Raw genomic sequence first — 16,960 nt, 5'->3', positions numbered from 1 at the left:
CTCGATCAGGGGGTTTGTTGGGTCACCTGGTTGCCACGTATCACCTCGATCGCACGCCGAGGCATCGTCGTTTGTTTACTGCTGGCCGGGAGGTTTACAGGCGCTTCACCCAGCGCCAGTTGGTTGAACTGGAATAGCTGGCGGTTGCTGGTCTGGAGGTTGGCCGCCGAGTCGGGTTCGCCGGCCCAGTACTTGGCCAGGCGCTGTTCTTCGTTGCTGCGTACGGCCAGGCGCAGGGTGCCGGCTTGCGTCGCCAGCATCAGGCGGCTTAGCAGTTGTTCGGGGACCGCCAGCACAATTGTGCGAGCGGCAAGCCGCCGTTGATCTTGCTTGAGCTTTTCCTCGGGGCTGGCGGCAGGGGTGGCGGGCTTGCCGTCATTGGTCAGGCCGAACTGTTCGCCGACACCCAGTACGCGCATCGCCGGCACCACGATTTGTGCCGACTGTTGCGCGTTGCTCTGGTCCTGGCGCAGGTACAGCAGGACATCGACATAGTCGCCTGGCAGCAGTTGCCCGCCAGCGCCGACCACTTCGTCCACGGCGACGGCCAGTGCACGCTCATCGGGGTGGATCATGCGCGCCAGCGGGCCGCCGGCCTCGAAGCTTTCCTGGCTCAACCAGGTGCCAGCACTCAGGGGGCGCCATGGCGTTCGGCCAATGGCCTGGTCGAGGCTGTTCAAGCTGCCGGCGGGGGCGCTGCGCAGTTGCTCCAGGGCGAGGTCGGCGGCAGTCAGCGCAGTGAAGGGCGGTACATCGCGAACCAGCACCACCACGGGTTGGCGAGTCTGCTCTTGCGCCTGGGCGACGGAGTGTTCCATGACGCTGGGCGTGGCGAGAACCACGGCAGGACTGACCGGGGGGGCAGCGGGGGAAGATTGGCGGCTCAAGACCAGCCCCCAATATCCGACAATGATGGCGGCGACCAATAGAAGCCCAGCCAGGCCCATAGTGATACGACTGTTCATGACGGCTCTCCCTTTCCTGCTGCAATACCTGCTCGTCCAGGTCAACGAGATCACTTCGCAATCAGGCAGCTATGAACATTCAACGATTTGGCTATTTGAAGGTAGCGCAGCTAATCCAAAATGCCATTACGGATAACTAAATAGCCCATAAACTGAGGAAGTGCCTGTAAATACGGCGTTTTTTTTCCAACAAACTAGTGTTAATACTTTCTGATTAGTTACTTCTTACACTTGCTGGGGAGGGGCTTGTTGACAATGCTCTGATGGCAGAGAGCAATCATGTTGCAGCCCTGCTACAGCAGCGCCCCGAGCGCCAAGGAGAGGTCTTATGTTCCTTCAGAAACTGATGGTTAAAACACGTCGTTTTTTTCGTAGAACCGAGGGTGCTTCAGCGATTGAGTACGCGCTGATTGTGGCGATGGTGGCGTTGCTGTTGGTCGCGTTTGTACCAACTCTCGGTGACGCAGTGACCAAAAGTTTTCAAGCAATTGAGGACGCACTGACGACCTCGCTTCCTGCAACACCACCGCCAGCCGGTGGTTGAGGCAGCAGAAGTAGTCTCTTCTAGTTATTGATACAGCCAACAGGTGTCACCCATGAGTGCGTCTTCTTCCCCGCGTCAACAGTTGCTTCTGGTGGACGATGAAGAGGATGCGCTCCTGGAGCTTGCCGAACTGCTGGAGCTCGAGGGGTTTTGTTGTTTCACCGCAACCACGGTCAAACTGGCCTTGCAGCAGCTCACTCGCCATCCCGATATCGCGCTGGTCATCACTGACTTGCGCATGCCCGAAGAAAGCGGCCTGTCGCTGATCCGCCGCCTGCGCGAACACACTGCCCGCCAGCATTTGCCGGTGATCGTCATTTCGGGTCATGCCGACATGGCCGATGTCAGCGACTTGCTGCGCCTGCAAGTGCTGGATCTGTTCCGCAAACCCATCTATCACCAGCGCCTGCTGGATACCCTGGACAACCTGTTCCCACAAGCGGCTCCTGCCAGCGCAGTGCGCATAAGCTGAATCCGCCGCCAGAGTGCGACAGCGCCTTAACTGCCAGACACGCTCAAGCCAGCGGTTTCGGGCGCTATACTGCGCACCCATTCGAGTCCTTGGAGAACAACATGCCGGCCCCCGTCTGGTGGTTACTTTGCCTGCCATTGGTGGCAGGCGCCTTCCTGCCGTTGCAAGCCGGGATCAACGGCCAGTTGGCCAAGCAGGTTTCCAGTGTGCTGTCTGCCGCGTTGATTTCGTTTTTTGTCGGCACTATGGCGCTGTTGCTGCTGGTGCTGATCCAGCGTGAAACCCCAACCCTGGCGGCACTCAAAAGCCTGACCTGGTGGCACTGGAGCGGTGGTTTGCTGGGCGCTTTCTTTATCACCACCGCCGCGTTTGCCGGGCCACGCATTGGCGCGATGCTGTTCATGGCGCTGGTCCTGGCCGGGCAACTGGGCATGGCGCTGGCGCTGGATCATTTTGGTTGGGCGGGGTTTCGCGAAGCCCCCATCAGCGCCGGCAAGATTGCCGGGCTGGTGTTGATTCTGGCGGGGGTGTTCCTGATTCGGCGTGGTTGAGCGCTCAGGCCAGTGGTTGCCAATGGCCGTGCATATGCTGCAGTGCGCGGTGGCCCTTCAGTTGCAAGTCGCCACTTGAACCCGCCGCGCTGGCCAGCAGGATCACCTCGCTGGGCAGGCGCACCGGTTTGTTGAACTGCACCGCGATCTCCAGGTTCGAGCTGGGCAGATGGCCGCTGAGTGCGGCCAGGGTGCGCGCCTTGATCCACAAGCCGTGGGCGATCGCCTGGGGGAAGCCGAAGAGCCGGGCACTCAGTGCGCTCAGGTGAATCGGGTTGTAGTCCCCCGAGACCCTGGCGTACTGCCGGCCAATCTCGGTCGGCGCCCACCAGCGGCTGACCTCGTCGATATCCTGCGGATCCTGCACGAGGGGTTCAGGCGGCTCACCCGCAAGTTTCACGCCTTTGCACAGCATCCGGCTTTCGGCTTCCCACAGCGGACCCAGGGCATCGTCCAGGCGGGTGATCAGGTCGAACGTTGCGCCCTTGGCATGGGGTTGCAGGTTCTGCACATGGACGCTGGCCTGGACTCGGCTGAGGCCGCCCAGCGGCCGCAGCAGGCGGATGCGGTTGGCCAGGTGTACCAGTCCCAGGAGCGGGAAGGGGAAGGACTGGGCGGTGAGCAGCTGCAATTGCAGACCGAACGCCAGCACATGGGGATAGGTCGGCGGCAATAAACCGTTTTCGGTAAATCCACAGACCTTGCGGTAGGCCGCCACTGCCTGGGCGTCGACGTTGAGCCAGGCGCGCAGGCCATCATCGGGCAGGACGCTGCCGGTGATCTTGCGTCGTGTCGCGGCTCGCCAATACAGCGGGGGCAACGTCGGTGCGCCCGCGACAACCTGCCAGTTCGTCGTCATGCTCAGGCTCCCAGGACACTTTGGCCACAGACCCGCAGCGCTTGCCCGCTGACCGCGCCACTGCCGGGTTGGGCCAGCCAGGCCACGGCTTCGGCGACATCCTGGGGCAGGCCACCCTGGCCCAGGGAACTCATGCGCCGCCCGGCTTCGCGCAGGGCGAAGGGAATGTGTGCGGTCATCTGGGTTTCGATGAACCCCGGCGCCACGGCATTGATGCTGATCCCGCGTTCGCCGAGCAGCGGCGCCCAGGCCTGGGCCAGGCCGATCAGCCCGGCCTTGCTGGCGGCGTAGTTGGTCTGGCCACGGTTACCGGCGATGCCGCTGATCGAAGCCAGCAGGATCACCCGGCCGTTGTCTTGCAGAGTGCCGCTGTCGAGCAAGGCCTGGGTCAGCACTTGCGGGGCATTGAGGTTGACGGCCAGCACGGCGTCCCAGAATTCCGGGGTCATGTTGGCCAGGGTCTTGTCGCGGGTGATGCCGGCGTTGTGCACCACGATGTCGATGCCCTGGGGCAACTGTTCGATCAGGCGTGCAGCGGCCTCTTCGGCACAGATGTCCAGGGTGATGCTGTTGCCTCCCAGGCGAGCGGCGAGGGCTTCGAGATCGCTCTTGGCCGGCGGCACATCCAGCAGCACCACTTCGGCGCCATCGCGGGCCAGGGTTTCGGCAATCGCCGCACCGATGCCGCGTGCCGCACCGGTGACCAGGGCCCGGCGTCCCGCCAGTGGCCGGGTCCAGTCCTGGACTTGAGTGGCGCAGGCGTTGAGCCGCACCACCTGGCCGCTGACGTAGGCACTTTTGGGCGAGAGGAAAAACCGCAGCGCGCCTTCGAGTTGATCTTCCGCACCGCTGCCGACGTACAGCAGTTGCAAGGTGCCGCCGCTGCGCAACTCCTTGGCCAGCGAGCGGCTGAAACCTTCCAGGGCCCGCTGCGCACTGGCGGCGAAGGGATCGCTGAGGCTTTCCGGCGCCCGCCCGAGGATCACCACGTGGGCGCTGTGGTCGAGGTTTTTCAGCAGGGGCTGGAAGAACTCGCGCAGTTGCTTGAGCTGGTCGGTGTGCAGCAGATCACTGGCATCGAACAGCACGGCCTTGAGCTTGGGGCCATGCCCGGGAATCCACGCCTGGGCCACCAGCGGTTCGGCGCCGTAGCTGTAGATCTGCTCGGTCAGTTTGTTGGCGAAGGCGTGGACCTTGCTGGCCAGCGGGCCGCCGCCGAGCAGCAGTGCACCGTCCACCGGCCGCAACCGACCGGCTTCCCAGCGTTCCAGGCGGACCGGCGACGGCAGGCCAAGGGCGCCGACCACGCGGTGGCCGAGGGACGAGTTGGCGAAGTCGATATAGCGGTCTGACATGGAACGCGCTCCAGCGGTTGGGGTTCAAAGTGTGGACCACGAATCGTCATCAGTCGTTCGATCCGCGAGATAAGGCCTACGCTTGTGGGTCATGGCTTTCACAGAATTGGAGCTTTTCATGACTCAGCTGCGCCGCGTCGCGATCATCGGTGGAAACCGCATCCCCTTCGCCCGCTCCAATGGCCCCTACGCTACCGCCAGCAACCAGGCGATGTTGACGGCCGCGCTCGAAGGCCTGATCGAGCGCTACAACCTGCACGGCTTGCGCCTGGGTGAAGTCGCGGCGGGGGCGGTGCTCAAGCACTCCCGGGACTTCAACCTGACCCGCGAGTGCGTGCTCGGCTCACGGCTGTCGCCGACCACGCCGGCCTACGACATTCAGCAGGCCTGCGGTACGGGGCTGGAAGCGGCGTTGCTGGTGGCCAACAAGATCGCCCTGGGACAGATCGACTGCGGCATTGCCGGCGGCGTCGACACCACCTCCGACGCGCCGATCGGGGTCAACGAAGGCTTGCGCAAGATTCTGCTGCAGGCCAATCGTGCCAAGACCACCGCCGACAAGCTCAAGACTTTCCTGCAGTTGCGGCCCCGGCATTTGCTGCCGGAGTTGCCGCGCAACGGTGAGCCGCGCACCGGTTTGTCCATGGGCCAGCACTGCGAGTTGATGGCGCAGACCTGGCGCATTCCCCGGGCTGAACAGGATCAACTGGCGCTGGAAAGTCATCAGAAAATGGCCGCCGCCTATGCCGAAGGCTGGCACAACGACCTGATGACACCGTTCCTCGGCCTGACCCGCGACAACAACCTGCGTGCGGACTTGACCCTGGAAAAACTCGCGGCGCTCAAGCCCGCTTTCGAGAAGGGTGGCCAAGGCACACTCACTGCGGGTAACTCGACGCCGCTGACCGATGGCGCTTCCCTGGTGCTGTTGGGCAGTGAAGCCTGGGCGCAAGCGCGTGGCCTGCCGATCCTGGCGTATTTACGCGATGGCGAAGCGGCGGCGGTGGACTTCGTCAACGGCGCAGAAGGGCTGTTGATGGCGCCGGTGTATGCCGTGCCGCGTCTGCTGGCGCGCAACGGCCTGACCTTGCAGGATTTTGACTACTACGAAATCCACGAAGCCTTCGCCGCGCAAGTGCTGTGCACGTTGAAGGCCTGGGAAGATGAGGACTATTGCAAGCGTCGCCTGGGGCTTGACGGGGCATTGGGCTCGATCGACCGCAGCCGACTCAACGTCAAGGGCAGCTCCCTGGCCGCCGGCCACCCGTTTGCCGCCACCGGCGGGCGCATCGTCGCCAACCTGGCCAAGCTGCTGGAGGTGGCGGGGCAGGGCCGAGGCCTGATCTCGATCTGCGCCGCCGGTGGTCAGGGGGTGACGGCGATTATCGAGCGTTAGGCCCAGGAGCAATGCGGCGCTGTTGAGGCCATCGCGAGCAAGCGGAGCGCCGCCCGGCTCGCGATGGCGGTATGTCAGGCACCACCGATGTTGAATGTGCCCAGGCCAGGTCCTGTGATCAGGTACGGAACCGTCGCACCAATCCATCCAGCTCGTTGGACAACCCGGCCAGGCTCTGGGAATCCAGGCGTGCCGAGTTCGCCAGTTCCGCCACCAGTTGCGCGTCGCCATGGATCTGGCTGATGTGGCGGTTGATGTCTTCGGCGACCTGGTGTTGTTCCTCGGCGGCGGTGGCGATCTGGGTGTTCATGTCGCGGATCACATCCACCGATTCGCGGATTTGCCCAAAGCTGTTGCGTGCCTCGCCAATGCGGCTCACTGACTGCTGCGAAACCTGCAGGCTGGCGTGCATTTGCTGGGTGACCTGGCTGGTGCGTTTGGCCAGGTTGCCCAGCAGGCCGTCGATTTCCGCCGTGGAGTCGGCGGTGCGTTTGGCCAGGGCACGCACTTCGTCGGCGACCACGGCAAAGCCGCGACCTTGTTCACCGGCCCGCGCCGCTTCGATGGCCGCGTTCAGGGCTAGCAGGTTGGTCTGCTCGGCGATGGAGCGGATAGTGCCGAGGATCGACTGAATGTCATTGCTGTCGCGTTCCAGCTGTTGCATGGACAACGCCGATTGCTCGATCTCCTGGCTCAAGCGGTCGACGCTGCTCACGGCGGCGTCGATCTGTTGCTGGCCTTCGTGGGCCTGGCGCTGGCCGTTGTCCGCCGAGTCGGCGGCCTGGCTGCACGAGCGGGCGACCTCGTTGGCGGTGGCGACCATTTCATGGAACGCCGTGGACACCATGTCCACCGCTTCGCGCTGGCGCCCGGCGGCTTCGGCCATCTCGCCAGACACCTGGGTGGCGTTGTGGGAGTTGGCGAGGATCTTGGTCGCGGAGCCGCCGATGTGCTGGATCAGGCTGCGAATCGCCGCCAGGAACTGGTTGAACCAGCTGGCCAGTTGCGCGGTTTCGTCGCTGCCACGGACCTGCAGGTTCTGGGTCAGGTCGCCTTCGCCTTGCGCGATGCCTTCCAGGCCACTGGCGACACTGCGGATCGGCCGCACGATCAGGCTGGCGAAACTGGCCCCGACCACGGCGAAGATCGCCGCCAGGACTGCGGCGATGATTGCGATCAGCCAGGTCAACTGGGTCGCTTCGCTCATCACATCGGCTTGCTTGATCAGGCCGATGAACGTCCAGCCCAGTTGCTCCGACGGCCAGACGTTGGCCATGTAGCGCTCGCCGTTCAGTTCGACTTCCACCAGGCCCTTGCCGGCCTTGGCCAGCTGCGCGTAACCCTCGCCCAGGGAGTTCAACGGCTTGAAGTTGTGCTCGGGCCGTTGTGGGTCGACCAGCACGGTGCCGTTGTTTTCCATCAGCATCAGGTAGCCGGTTTCGCCGAGCTTGATCTGTTTGACCAGTTCGGTGAGCTGGGTCAGCGTCACGTCGATACTGACCACGCCGCCATTGATCCCCAGCTGGTTATCGAGGGTGCGCACGGTGCTGACGTAGGTGGTGTTGTTATCGGTCCAGTAATAGGCCGCGGTGCGCAGCGGTTTGCCCGGGTTGGCCTGGGCGGCCTTGTACCAGGGGCGCTGGCGCGGGTCGTAGTTGGACAGTTTGGCGTCATCGGGCCAGGACACGTAGCCGCCGGCGCTGGTGCCGACGATGGCGTAGGCATAGGCGGGGTGACTGTTGCCCAGGTTCTGCAGGAGGGCGAACACTTGTTTGTCCATCTCGCCTTGCGGGATGTCCGCCGCGTTGGCGGCCATGTAGGTCTTGAGGCTGGCGTCGGTGTTCTTGATCAGCGGCAGCGAGGCCAGATAGTCGACGTTCTGGCTGATGCCGTCGAAAAACATTTGCATGGCGTTGCTGACCTGGCGAATCTCGCGAGCGCTGCTGTCGACAAAGGTGTCCTTGGCATCACTGCGCAGGTTCATCACCACCAGGGTGGCAACCAGGACCACGGGCAAGCAGGCAATGATTGCAAATGCCCAGGTCAGTTTTTGTTTGATGTTCATCCGCGCTCCACACTTGTTCTTATTGGCCGATTGTCGGACAAATCCTTTTGTCATGGATGACTTCGGCCGCTGGAGAGGGAAATTGAGGGCTAATGGAAAAAAACCTACACGTGGCTGGCTTTTGGATCGCGCAATCTGTCGCAAATGCCTGCTAATCGGCCTGCTAACCTAAGTCAGAGTCTGGGCTATGATCTGCCTCGGTCCTCAGGGTTGAGTGGATAAATCTGGCACATTGAGTGCATCCACAGGGTTCATAGGTCGGCAACCCCTCCCCGCCGTGAGTGGATTGCCGTATAACGAATGACTTTCGCGTGTTTGGTAATAAAGGACCCACAATAAAAGCTGATGAAGACTCCAAAACGCATTGAACCCCTGATCGAGGACGGTCTGGTCGACGAGGTGCTGCGCCCACTCATGAGTGGCAAAGAAGCAGCTGTTTATGTGGTGCGCTGCGGCAACGAATTACGTTGCGCCAAGGTTTACAAGGAGGCGAATAAACGCAGTTTCCGCCAGGCCGCCGAATACCAGGAAGGCCGCAAGGTGCGCAACAGCCGACAGGCCCGGGCCATGGCCAAGGGCTCCAAGTTCGGTAAAAAAGAAACCGAGGATGCCTGGCAGAACGCCGAAGTGGCGGCGTTGTTCCGCCTGGCCGGTGCTGGGGTGCGGGTGCCCAAGCCGTTCGACTTCCTGGAAGGCGTGCTGCTGATGGAGTTGGTGGCCGACGAGTTCGGCGATGCCGCTCCACGCCTGAACGACGTGGTGCTGGATGCCGATCAGGCCCGTGAGTATCACGCTTTCCTGATTTCCCAGATCGTGCTGATGTTGTGTACCGGTCTGGTGCACGGTGACCTGTCGGAGTTCAACGTGCTGCTGACGCCGGACGGTCCGGTGATCATCGACCTGCCGCAAGCGGTGGATGCGGCGGGCAACAACCACGCCTTCAGCATGCTCGAGCGGGATGTGGGCAACATGGCCTCGTACTTCGGGCGCTTTGCCCCGGAGCTCAAGCGCACCCGCTACGCCAAGGAGATGTGGGCCCTGTATGAAGCCGGGACCTTGCACCCGGCCAGTATCCTGACCGGCGAGTTCGACGAGCCGGAAGAACTGGCGGACGTCGGCGGCATCATGCGTGAGATCGAAGCCGCTCGCCTGGACGAGGAGCGCCGCCAGGCGATCCGCGCCGCAGACGACGCGCCACCGAGCAAAGCCGAAGAGCCGCCTCCGCCCTGGATGCAGTAATCGCTTGCAGCAAAAACCCGGCCTCGGCCGGGTTTTTTGTGGGATGCCGACAGGGTCAGCGATGAGCGGGTTTGGCGCAGCAGCCCGAGGCCAGTTCCTTGAGGATCGGGCAGTCCGGGCGGTGGTCGCCCTGGCAATGCTCCACCAGGTCCTGCAGGGTGTCGCGCAACTGGCCCAGTTCACGGATTTTCTGGTTCAGCTCGTCAATGTGCTGGCGGGCCAGGGCCTTGACGTCGGCGCTGGCCCGTTGGCGATCCTGCCAGAGGGCCAGCAGCTTGCCGACTTCCTCCAGCGAGAAGCCCAGGTCGCGGGAGCGCTTGATGAAGGCCAGGCTGTGCAGGTCTTGTTCGCCATACAGGCGGTAGCCACTGTCGGTGCGGTGCGCCGGCTTGAGCAGGCCGATCGACTCGTAATAACGAATCATCTTGGCGCTCAGGCCACTTTGGCGGGCGGCTTGGCCGATGTTCATTCCAGCTCCTCCAGTTTTTTCGGTTTCCAGGTCTTGAGCAGCAGGGCGTTGCTGACCACGCTGACGCTGGACAGGGCCATCGCTGCACCGGCCATGACCGGGTTGAGCAGGCCGAATGCGGCCAGCGGGATCCCGATCAGGTTATAGACGAAGGCCCAGAACAGGTTCTGGCGGATCTTCGCATAGGTCTTGCGGCTGATCTCCAGCGCAGCGGGTACCAGGCGCGGGTCGCCGCGCATCAGGGTGATGCCGGCCGCGTGCATGGCCACGTCGGTGCCGCCGCCCATGGCGATGCCGATGTCCGCCGCCGCCAGCGCCGGAGCGTCGTTGATGCCGTCGCCGACCATTGCCACCACCCCGGTTTTCTTCAGTTCGGTCACGGTCGAGGCTTTTTCCGCAGGCAGCACTTCGGCGTGCACGTTGCTGATGCCCAGGGCTTGGGCGACCACCTTGGCGCTACCCCGGTTGTCGCCTGTCAGCAAGTGGCTGCCGATGTGCTGGCTGTTCAATTCCTCGATGGCCTGCAGGGCGCCGGGCTTGAGGGTGTCGCCAAAGGCGAACAGGCCCAGTACCCGCGACTCGGGGCTTTGTTCGATCAACCAGGACAGTGTCCGGCCTTCTGCTTCCCAGGCCGTGGCCGAGTCTGCCAGGGATCCGGCGCTCAAGCCGCTTTCCTCGAGCAGGCGGCGATTGCCCAGGGCCAATCGCCGACCGTCCAGGGTGCCGGCAATGCCGCGACCGGTCAGGGACTGGCTGGCCGTGACGTCGGCCACGGCCAGGTCACGCTCGGCACAGGCATCCAGCACGGCCTTGGCCAGCGGGTGTTCGCTACCGCGTTGCAGGGCGCCGGCTTGTTGCAACAGCGTCGCTTCGTTGCCGTCGACGGCGCTGAAGTGGGCGATGCGCGGGGTGCCGGAGGTCAGTGTGCCGGTCTTGTCGAATACCACCACGCTGACTTCGTGGGCGCGCTCCAGGGCTTCGGCGTCCTTGATCAGAATGCCGTGACGGGCGGCGACGCCGGTTCCGGCCATGATCGCGGTGGGCGTGGCCAGGCCCAGTGCACAAGGACAGGCGATCACCAGCACGGCCACCGCGTTGATGACGGCGGTTTCCAGAGGGGCGCCGTACAGCCACCAACCGATCAGGGTGGCCAGGGCCAGCAGCAGCACCACCGGCACGAACACCTGGCTGACCTTGTCCACCAGCTTTTGAATCGGCGCCTTGCCCGCCTGGGCGTCTTCGACCAGGCGGATGATCCGCGCCAGCACGGTTTCTGCCCCGAGGGCCTGGGTGCGCACCAGCAGGCGGCCTTCGCCGTTGATGGCGCCACCGGTGACGCTGTCGCCGGGCTGCTTGGGCACCGGCAGGCTTTCACCGCTGATCAGGGCTTCGTCGGCGTGGCTCTGGCCCTCGACCACCTCACCGTCCACCGGGAACCGTTCGCCGGGCTTGACCAGCACCAGGTCACCCAGGCGCAGGGCGCTGATGGCAACGTCCTGTTCGCGACCGTCGATCACCTGGATCGCTCGCTCCGGGCGCAAGGCTTCAAGGGCCCGAATGGCGCTGGCGGTCTGGCGTTTGGCGCGGCTCTCCAGGTACTTGCCGAGCAAGACCAGGGCGATGACCACGGCCGAGGCTTCGAAGTACAGGTGGGGTTCGGTGCCCGCGCTGGCGGTTGCCCACAGGTAGATGCTCAAGCCATACCCGGCGCTGGTGCCCAGGGCGACCAGCAAGTCCATGTTGCCGGCACCGGCGCGCACGGCTTTCCAGGCGGCGACATAAAAACGCGCACCGAAGATGAACTGCACCGGCGTGGCCAGGATGAACTGCACCCAGGCCGGGAGCATCCAGTGCAGGCCGAAGGGTTGCACCAGCATCGGCAGCACCAGTGGCAACGCCAGGAGCACGGCCAGCAGGACGCTCCAGCGTTCACGCTGCAGGCGTTGTTGCTGGTCGTCGTTGGAGCGTTGCTCGGCTTGCCAGACGCTGGCGCTGTAACCGGCCTTGGTCACGGCATTGATCAGCACGTGCGGGTCAATCTGGCTGAGCAACTTCAGGTGTGCCCGTTCGCTGGCCAGGTTGACGCTGACGCTTTTGACCCCGGCCACCTTGAGCAGCGCGCGCTCGATACGGCCGGCGCACGAGGCGCAGGTCATGCCGCCGATGCTCAGTTCCAGGCTCTGGGCGGGGACGCTGTAGCCGGCTTGCTGAACGGCCTGTATCAGTGCCGGCAAGCTGTCGTGCGGAGCCTGGACGCGCGCCTGTTCGGTCGCCAGGTTGACGCTGACAGCGGTGGCGCCCTCGACTTTAGTCAGCGCCCGCTCGACGCGCCCGGCGCAACTGGCGCAGGTCATGCCGGCAATCGGCAGATCGAAGGTGGTGGAATCGGACATCGGTCTTACTCCCTGTAGAAATGACCTACAGGTTCAACCTTGCCATGCTGGCAAGGTCAAGCGCCATGTGCAAAACGCCACACCCCTTGTGGGGGCGGGGTTCAGTAACCCAATGGTTCCTGCTTCAGGTACATGCCCTGGGCGTTCATGGCGATGCGGTATTTGTGGAGATCACCGGCGCGCAGGGTGATGTTCTGTGAGCCGGGGGCAAGCATCCCGGGGTTGCAGCCGGGCACCTGGCCGGGCAGCAGTTTCAGGCGCAGGGAGAAGTTGCCGGGCGGCAGGTTGAACGAGGTGCTCTGCTCCTGGAACAGCCGCGCGGACAGCTGGTCCTGGATGTACACCCCGATTTCGCACGGGGTCGCGACTTCCAGGCGCTCGCGCGAAATGATCAGTACTGCGTAGTCTTCTGCACTGGCCGGCGAGGCGGCGGCGCAAAGACTGAGCATGCCCAGTAGGCTGAAAGCGTGCCAGCGCATGGCTGAGTCTCCTGCTTATATGTCATGGATGGCCAAGCTTGACCGAGCAAGCGGTGCAATGCCAGCCCGGCCGTTTATCGCGGAACTTGACCTTGCCATGGTGGCAAGCTCAAGACTGCTGCCAACCCCATCAAAGGAGATGCCCCATGCAAGTATTCAACGTTCAAGGTATGTCGTGCGGTCACTGCGTCCGGACCATTACCCAGGCCCTGCAGGCCAAGGATCCGGCGGCCAGTGTGCGGATCGACCTGGCGGCGAAGGAAGTGGGTGTGGAAAGCAGCTTGTCGGCCGAGCAGGTGATCAGTGCGATCAGCGAGGAAGGGTATGCGGTCAAGTTGGCTGGATGAAACTTGTTAGTTAGCGAGCTATCGGAATGTTCAAGGCGTCCAAGCGCGGCTAGACTGTCGGGCTGCCGACTGATGTGAGCTGGACGCCTGATGAATTTCCGTACCATTCTGATTCTTGGCGCCTTGAGCGCTTTTGGGCCGCTGGCCATCGATTTCTACCTGCCCGCGTTCCCGGCCATGGCTGCTGCGTTCGGCACCGACGAAAAACACGTGCAGATGACCCTGGCCTCGTACTTCCTCGGTTTGTCGCTGGGACAGTTGGCCTATGGGCCGGTGGCTGATCGTTTCGGTCGGCGCATTCCGCTGCTGGTGGGCGTGACGCTGTTCACCCTGGCTTCGCTGGCGTGTGCCTTCGCCCCGAGCCTGGATGGGTTGATCGCCGCGCGTTTTGTGCAGGCCCTCGGCGGTTGCGCCGGGATGGTGATTTCCCGCGCGGTGGTCAGCGACAAGTGTGATGCGGTGGGCTCGGCCAAAGTCTTTTCACAATTGATGCTGGTGATGGGCCTGGCCCCGATCCTCGCCCCGATGCTGGGTGGGTTGCTGGTTAACTTGCATGGCTGGCAGTCGATCTTCATTGCCTTGACCGCGTTCAGCGCCCTGTCTGCCCTGGCCGTTGCCCTGGGCCTGCCGGAAAGTCTGCCGGCCAACCAGCCACGCCAGCCATTGTCCGGCGCGCTGCGTCAGTACGGTCGGTTGCTTGCGGACAAGGTCTTCCTCGGACACGCCCTGACCGGGGGCATTGCGATCGCCGGGATGTTTGCCTACATCGCCGGTTCACCCTTCGTGTTTATCAAGCTGTACGGCGTGCCGCCGGAGCATTTCGGCTGGCTGTTCGGCATCAACGCGGCAGGTTTCATTCTGGTGGCGCAACTCAATGCGCGCTTGCTGTCCAAGCGCGGGCCGGCGTTCCTGCTGGCGCGCGCGGTGTGGGTCTATCTGGCGGCGGGCCTGACCCTGCTGGCGGTCAGCACGCTGCACACCGAACAACTCTGGCCCTTGCTGATTCCGCTGTTCATCTGCATCGCCAGCCTGGGCTGCATCATCCCCAACGCCGCAGCCTGCGCGATGAGCGGGCAGGGCGCGCGCGCCGGCAGTGCCTCGGCCATGCTTGGCTGCCTGCAGTTCAGTGTCGCCGCCGGGGCAGCGGCATTGGTGGGGGTGTTGCACGACGGCACGGCCATGCCGATGGCGATGGTCATCAGCCTGTGCGGGATATTGGTGGTGAGCGTCGCGATGCTCACCCGTCGCCTGCAAGTCGCCCGTGCGGCGCAGGTGCCAGTGTGAGTCAGCCGGCCGCGCGTTGCTGGGGTTCGGGAAGGTAATGGGGGGCGTGCAAGCGGGCCTCGAGGGTCGAGGTAAAAGCCCGGGCTTCGGCTTCGGAGCGGAAGTTTACGGCTTGATTATCCAGGCGCACTTGCCACCGGGATTTTGCCAGTTCTTTTATCAGGATCTTCATTGCTGACCTCCGTGCGTAAAAGAAAGCACTGCATGAGCTGTCGATTGTAGTCTCGAACCCACGCAAAGTTGTGACACGGATCAACTCTCTGACTGACGGTGCCCTGTGCGCAATTCCCCTTGCGCACAGGGTCCGTCCCTTCACATTCAGAAGCCTTCGAGGACAATCTTGCCCTTGGCGGTGCCGCTCTCCAGCAGCTCATGGGCCCGTCGCAGATTGGCCGCATTGATGGTGCCAAAGTGCTCGCCGACGGTGGTCTGCAAGGTGCCGTCATCGATCAGCGCGGCGACCCGGTTGAGCAGCTTGTGCTGCTCCAGCATGTCGGCGGTCTCGAACAGCGAGCGGGTGTACATGAACTCCCAATGCAGCGACAGGCTCTTGCGTTTGAGCTGGGTGATGTCCAGCGCCTTGGGATCGTCGATCAGTGCAAGTTTGCCTTGGGGCGCCAGGGCCTCCACCAGTTGGGCGAAGTGCTGGTCGGTCTGGGTCAGGCTCGCCACATGGGTGACCTGGGGCTGACCGACGCGCTTGAGCTCTTCGCTCAGCGGCAGGCGGTGATCGATGACCAGGTCGGCGCCCAGGGTTTCTACCCAGGCGTGGGTTTCTGGGCGCGAGGCGGTGCCAATGACCTTCAGGGCCGTGAGCCGGCTGGCCAGTTGGGTGAGGATCGAGCCGACGCCACCGGCAGCGCCGACGATCAGCAGGCTTTGCCCTTCGTCAGTGTTGCCTTCGCGCACCTGCAGGCGTTCGAACAGCAGTTCCCAGGCGGTAATCGCCGTCAGCGGCAGCGCTGCGGCCTCGGCAAAACCCAGGGACTTGGGCATGTGGCCGACAATCCGCTCGTCGACCACGTGCAACTCGCTGTTGCCCCCGGCGCGGGCGATGGAACCGGCGTAGTAGACCTTGTCACCGGGCTTGAACAGGCTCACGTCGGTGCCGACTGCCTTGACCACGCCGGCCACATCCCAGCCCAGGACTTTGGCGGCGCCACCTTCAGGGGCGACGTTCTGGCGGACCTTGGTGTCCACCGGGTTGACGGAGATGGCTTTGACTTCCACCAGCACGTCACGGGGACCGGCGACGGGTGCTGGCAGCTCGATGTCCTGCAGGGCGTTCGGGTCGCTGATGGGCAAGCTGTGGTAGTAGGCGATGGCTTTCATGGGTGGTTGGGCTCGGTGGTCATGGGATGCAGCAGATGATTGGCTATTTATCTGCAAGATAAAACCCGCTAAAAGCACAGTCTCTTTCAATTGTTTTTTGATAATGCGAGGGCGCCGATGCTGCGTTTCGATGACTTGTTGCTGTTTGTGCGGGCGGCTGACCTGGGTAGCCTGTCGGCGGCGGCACGGGGCATGGACATGTCGCCGGCGGTGGCCAGCGCGGCGCTGAAGCGGATCGAGCAGCAACTGGGGGCGCGGCTGTTGGCGCGTTCCACCCGTAGCTTGCGCCTGACTGCGGAAGGCGAGGGGTTCCTGGTGTATGCCCGCGCGGCATTGGGCCAGCTGGATGAAGGACGGCGGTTGCTGGCGCGCGGCCAGGACCAGGTCAGCGGGGTCCTGCAACTGTCGGCGCCTTCGGACTTCGGACGCAATCTGTTGTTGCCCTGGCTGGACGAGTTCCAGCGTGAGCATCCCCTGCTCACGGTGCGCCTGCTGCTGGGCGACCGGATCGCCGATCTGTTCCGCCAGCCGGTGGACGTCGCCCTGCGGTATGGCGAGCCGGAAGACTCAAGCCTCGTGGCGCTGCCCATTGCCCCGGACAATCGCCGGGTGTTGTGTGCCGCCCCGCAATACCTGGCGAGGTGTGGCGTACCGTGCCAACTGGAACAACTGGCCCAGCACAATTGCCTGCTGTACATGCTGGGCAGTCGGGTTCACGACCATTGGCGCTTTCACGATGGCAAGCGGGACGTGAGCCTGACGGTCAGCGGTGATCGTTTCAGTGATGACGCCGATGTGGTGCGCCTGTGGGCGGTGGCGGGGGCCGGGATTGCCTACAAGTCCTGGCTGGACGTGGCCGCCGACGTGCAGGCCGGGCGCTTGACGGTGCTGCTGCCGGAGTTGCAGGGCGAGCGTGCACCGCTGAATTTGTTGTGCGCCCATCGCGCCCAATTGAGTAAGCCGGTGAACCTGCTAAGGGAAATGCTCAAGCGTCGGTGTGAGCATTTGAGTGGTCAATTTTCGACAAGATTTGTCATGAGCCATTAATCGCCCTTACATAGCGAAATTTCACTCAGCACCTATCAGCTTTGGCGGTTTCCCCAGGGCAGGAACCGTCGTTCATCACGCTTATACTAGCGCCCGCCTGAGTTCGCGACCTGGTTCGCGACCCCGTGCAGCCTTGCTCGATCCCCCGGTTTGCGCAGCGGAA

General features: G+C 63.5%; 17 protein-coding genes and 1 pseudogene. 8 read left to right on the top strand and 10 right to left on the bottom strand.

Annotation, left to right across the window (positions count from 1 at the left end; all coding sequences use genetic code 11):
* Positions 1-5: 5 nt before the first annotated feature.
* Positions 6-965: a Flp pilus assembly protein CpaB gene (gene cpaB / locus H7995_RS00405; protein ID WP_166590921.1), complete on the bottom strand. Its 960-nt coding sequence runs from the start codon at positions 963-965 to the stop codon at positions 6-8.
* Positions 966-1,293: 328 nt separating this feature from the next.
* Here cpaB and H7995_RS00400 point away from each other — a divergent pair, with 328 nt between their 5' ends.
* The 3 genes from H7995_RS00400 (at position 1,294) to H7995_RS00390 (ending at position 2,532) form a co-directional block, all read left to right on the top strand.
* Positions 1,294-1,509: a Flp family type IVb pilin gene (locus tag H7995_RS00400; protein ID WP_182343349.1), complete on the top strand. Its 216-nt coding sequence runs from the start codon at positions 1,294-1,296 to the stop codon at positions 1,507-1,509.
* A 52-nt stretch (positions 1,510-1,561) separates the two neighbouring features.
* Positions 1,562-1,981: a response regulator gene (locus H7995_RS00395; protein ID WP_166590919.1), complete on the top strand. Its 420-nt coding sequence runs from the start codon at positions 1,562-1,564 to the stop codon at positions 1,979-1,981.
* A gap of 101 nt (positions 1,982-2,082) precedes the next feature.
* The gene (locus tag H7995_RS00390; protein ID WP_166590918.1) at positions 2,083-2,532 is read left to right on the top strand and encodes a DMT family transporter; all 450 of its coding nucleotides are present in this window, start codon (positions 2,083-2,085) and stop codon (positions 2,530-2,532) included.
* Between the two features lie 4 nt (positions 2,533-2,536).
* Here the strand turns inward: H7995_RS00390 and H7995_RS00385 are convergent, their stop codons facing one another.
* Both H7995_RS00385 and H7995_RS00380 read right to left on the bottom strand, forming a co-directional pair.
* Positions 2,537-3,391, bottom strand: coding sequence for a MaoC family dehydratase (locus tag H7995_RS00385; protein WP_185817812.1), 855 nt, complete (start codon positions 3,389-3,391; stop codon positions 2,537-2,539).
* Between the two features lie 2 nt (positions 3,392-3,393).
* Positions 3,394-4,746, bottom strand: a complete 1,353-nt coding sequence (locus tag H7995_RS00380; RefSeq protein WP_166590916.1) for a 3-oxoacyl-ACP reductase — start codon at positions 4,744-4,746, stop codon at positions 3,394-3,396.
* Between the two features lie 118 nt (positions 4,747-4,864).
* Between H7995_RS00380 and H7995_RS00375 the strand changes: the two genes are divergently transcribed.
* Positions 4,865-6,142: an acetyl-CoA C-acetyltransferase gene (locus tag H7995_RS00375; RefSeq protein ID WP_185817811.1), complete on the top strand. Its 1,278-nt coding sequence runs from the start codon at positions 4,865-4,867 to the stop codon at positions 6,140-6,142.
* 118 nt (positions 6,143-6,260) lie between these two features.
* Here H7995_RS00375 and H7995_RS28775 read toward each other — a convergent pair whose 3' ends face one another.
* Together H7995_RS28775 and H7995_RS28770 are read right to left on the bottom strand one after the other, a co-directional pair.
* Positions 6,261-6,989, bottom strand: coding sequence for a methyl-accepting chemotaxis protein (locus H7995_RS28775; RefSeq protein ID WP_371927859.1), 729 nt, complete (start codon positions 6,987-6,989; stop codon positions 6,261-6,263).
* A gap of 129 nt (positions 6,990-7,118) precedes the next feature.
* Positions 7,119-8,045, bottom strand: a pseudogene (locus H7995_RS28770) (HAMP domain-containing protein); the annotation flags it as partial.
* A gap of 507 nt (positions 8,046-8,552) precedes the next feature.
* On the opposite strand from H7995_RS28770, the gene H7995_RS00365 reads away from it, so the two are divergent.
* Positions 8,553-9,446: a PA4780 family RIO1-like protein kinase gene (locus H7995_RS00365; protein WP_095170209.1), complete on the top strand. Its 894-nt coding sequence runs from the start codon at positions 8,553-8,555 to the stop codon at positions 9,444-9,446.
* 55 nt (positions 9,447-9,501) lie between these two features.
* On the opposite strand, the gene cueR is transcribed toward H7995_RS00365, so the two are convergent.
* The 3 genes from cueR to H7995_RS00350 form a co-directional block, all read right to left on the bottom strand.
* On the bottom strand, positions 9,502-9,915 hold the full coding sequence (cueR, locus tag H7995_RS00360) for a Cu(I)-responsive transcriptional regulator (RefSeq protein ID WP_166590913.1): 414 nt from the start codon (positions 9,913-9,915) through the stop codon (positions 9,502-9,504).
* Positions 9,912-12,308, bottom strand: a complete 2,397-nt coding sequence (locus H7995_RS00355; RefSeq protein WP_185817810.1) for a heavy metal translocating P-type ATPase — start codon at positions 12,306-12,308, stop codon at positions 9,912-9,914. Before H7995_RS00355 ends, cueR begins: the two co-directional genes overlap by 4 nt.
* 101 nt (positions 12,309-12,409) lie before the next feature.
* The gene (locus H7995_RS00350; protein ID WP_166590911.1) at positions 12,410-12,787 is read right to left on the bottom strand and encodes a hypothetical protein; all 378 of its coding nucleotides are present in this window, start codon (positions 12,785-12,787) and stop codon (positions 12,410-12,412) included.
* A gap of 146 nt (positions 12,788-12,933) precedes the next feature.
* On the opposite strand from H7995_RS00350, the gene H7995_RS00345 reads away from it, so the two are divergent.
* Complete coding sequence (locus H7995_RS00345) at positions 12,934-13,134, top strand: heavy-metal-associated domain-containing protein (RefSeq protein ID WP_166590910.1); 201 nt, start codon at positions 12,934-12,936, stop codon at positions 13,132-13,134.
* Between the two features lie 90 nt (positions 13,135-13,224).
* Positions 13,225-14,418 (top strand): multidrug effflux MFS transporter, encoded by a 1,194-nt coding sequence (locus H7995_RS00340; protein ID WP_166590909.1) that lies wholly within the window; start codon positions 13,225-13,227, stop codon positions 14,416-14,418.
* Position 14,419: 1 nt separating this feature from the next.
* On the opposite strand, the gene H7995_RS00335 is transcribed toward H7995_RS00340, so the two are convergent.
* Both H7995_RS00335 and H7995_RS00330 read right to left on the bottom strand, forming a co-directional pair.
* Positions 14,420-14,590, bottom strand: a complete 171-nt coding sequence (locus H7995_RS00335; RefSeq protein WP_166590908.1) for a hypothetical protein — start codon at positions 14,588-14,590, stop codon at positions 14,420-14,422.
* Between the two features lie 146 nt (positions 14,591-14,736).
* On the bottom strand, positions 14,737-15,750 hold the full coding sequence (locus H7995_RS00330) for a zinc-binding alcohol dehydrogenase family protein (RefSeq protein ID WP_182343359.1): 1,014 nt from the start codon (positions 15,748-15,750) through the stop codon (positions 14,737-14,739).
* A gap of 117 nt (positions 15,751-15,867) precedes the next feature.
* Here H7995_RS00330 and H7995_RS00325 point away from each other — a divergent pair, with 117 nt between their 5' ends.
* The gene (locus tag H7995_RS00325; RefSeq protein ID WP_185817809.1) at positions 15,868-16,797 is read left to right on the top strand and encodes a LysR family transcriptional regulator; all 930 of its coding nucleotides are present in this window, start codon (positions 15,868-15,870) and stop codon (positions 16,795-16,797) included.
* The last annotated feature ends 163 nt before the right edge of the window (positions 16,798-16,960 follow it).

Origin of the sequence: Pseudomonas kielensis, from assembly GCF_014236655.1 — a bacterium.
Lineage (GTDB): Bacteria > Pseudomonadota > Gammaproteobacteria > Pseudomonadales > Pseudomonadaceae > Aquipseudomonas > Aquipseudomonas kielensis.
This window is presented reverse-complemented; position numbering and strand designations above follow the sequence as displayed.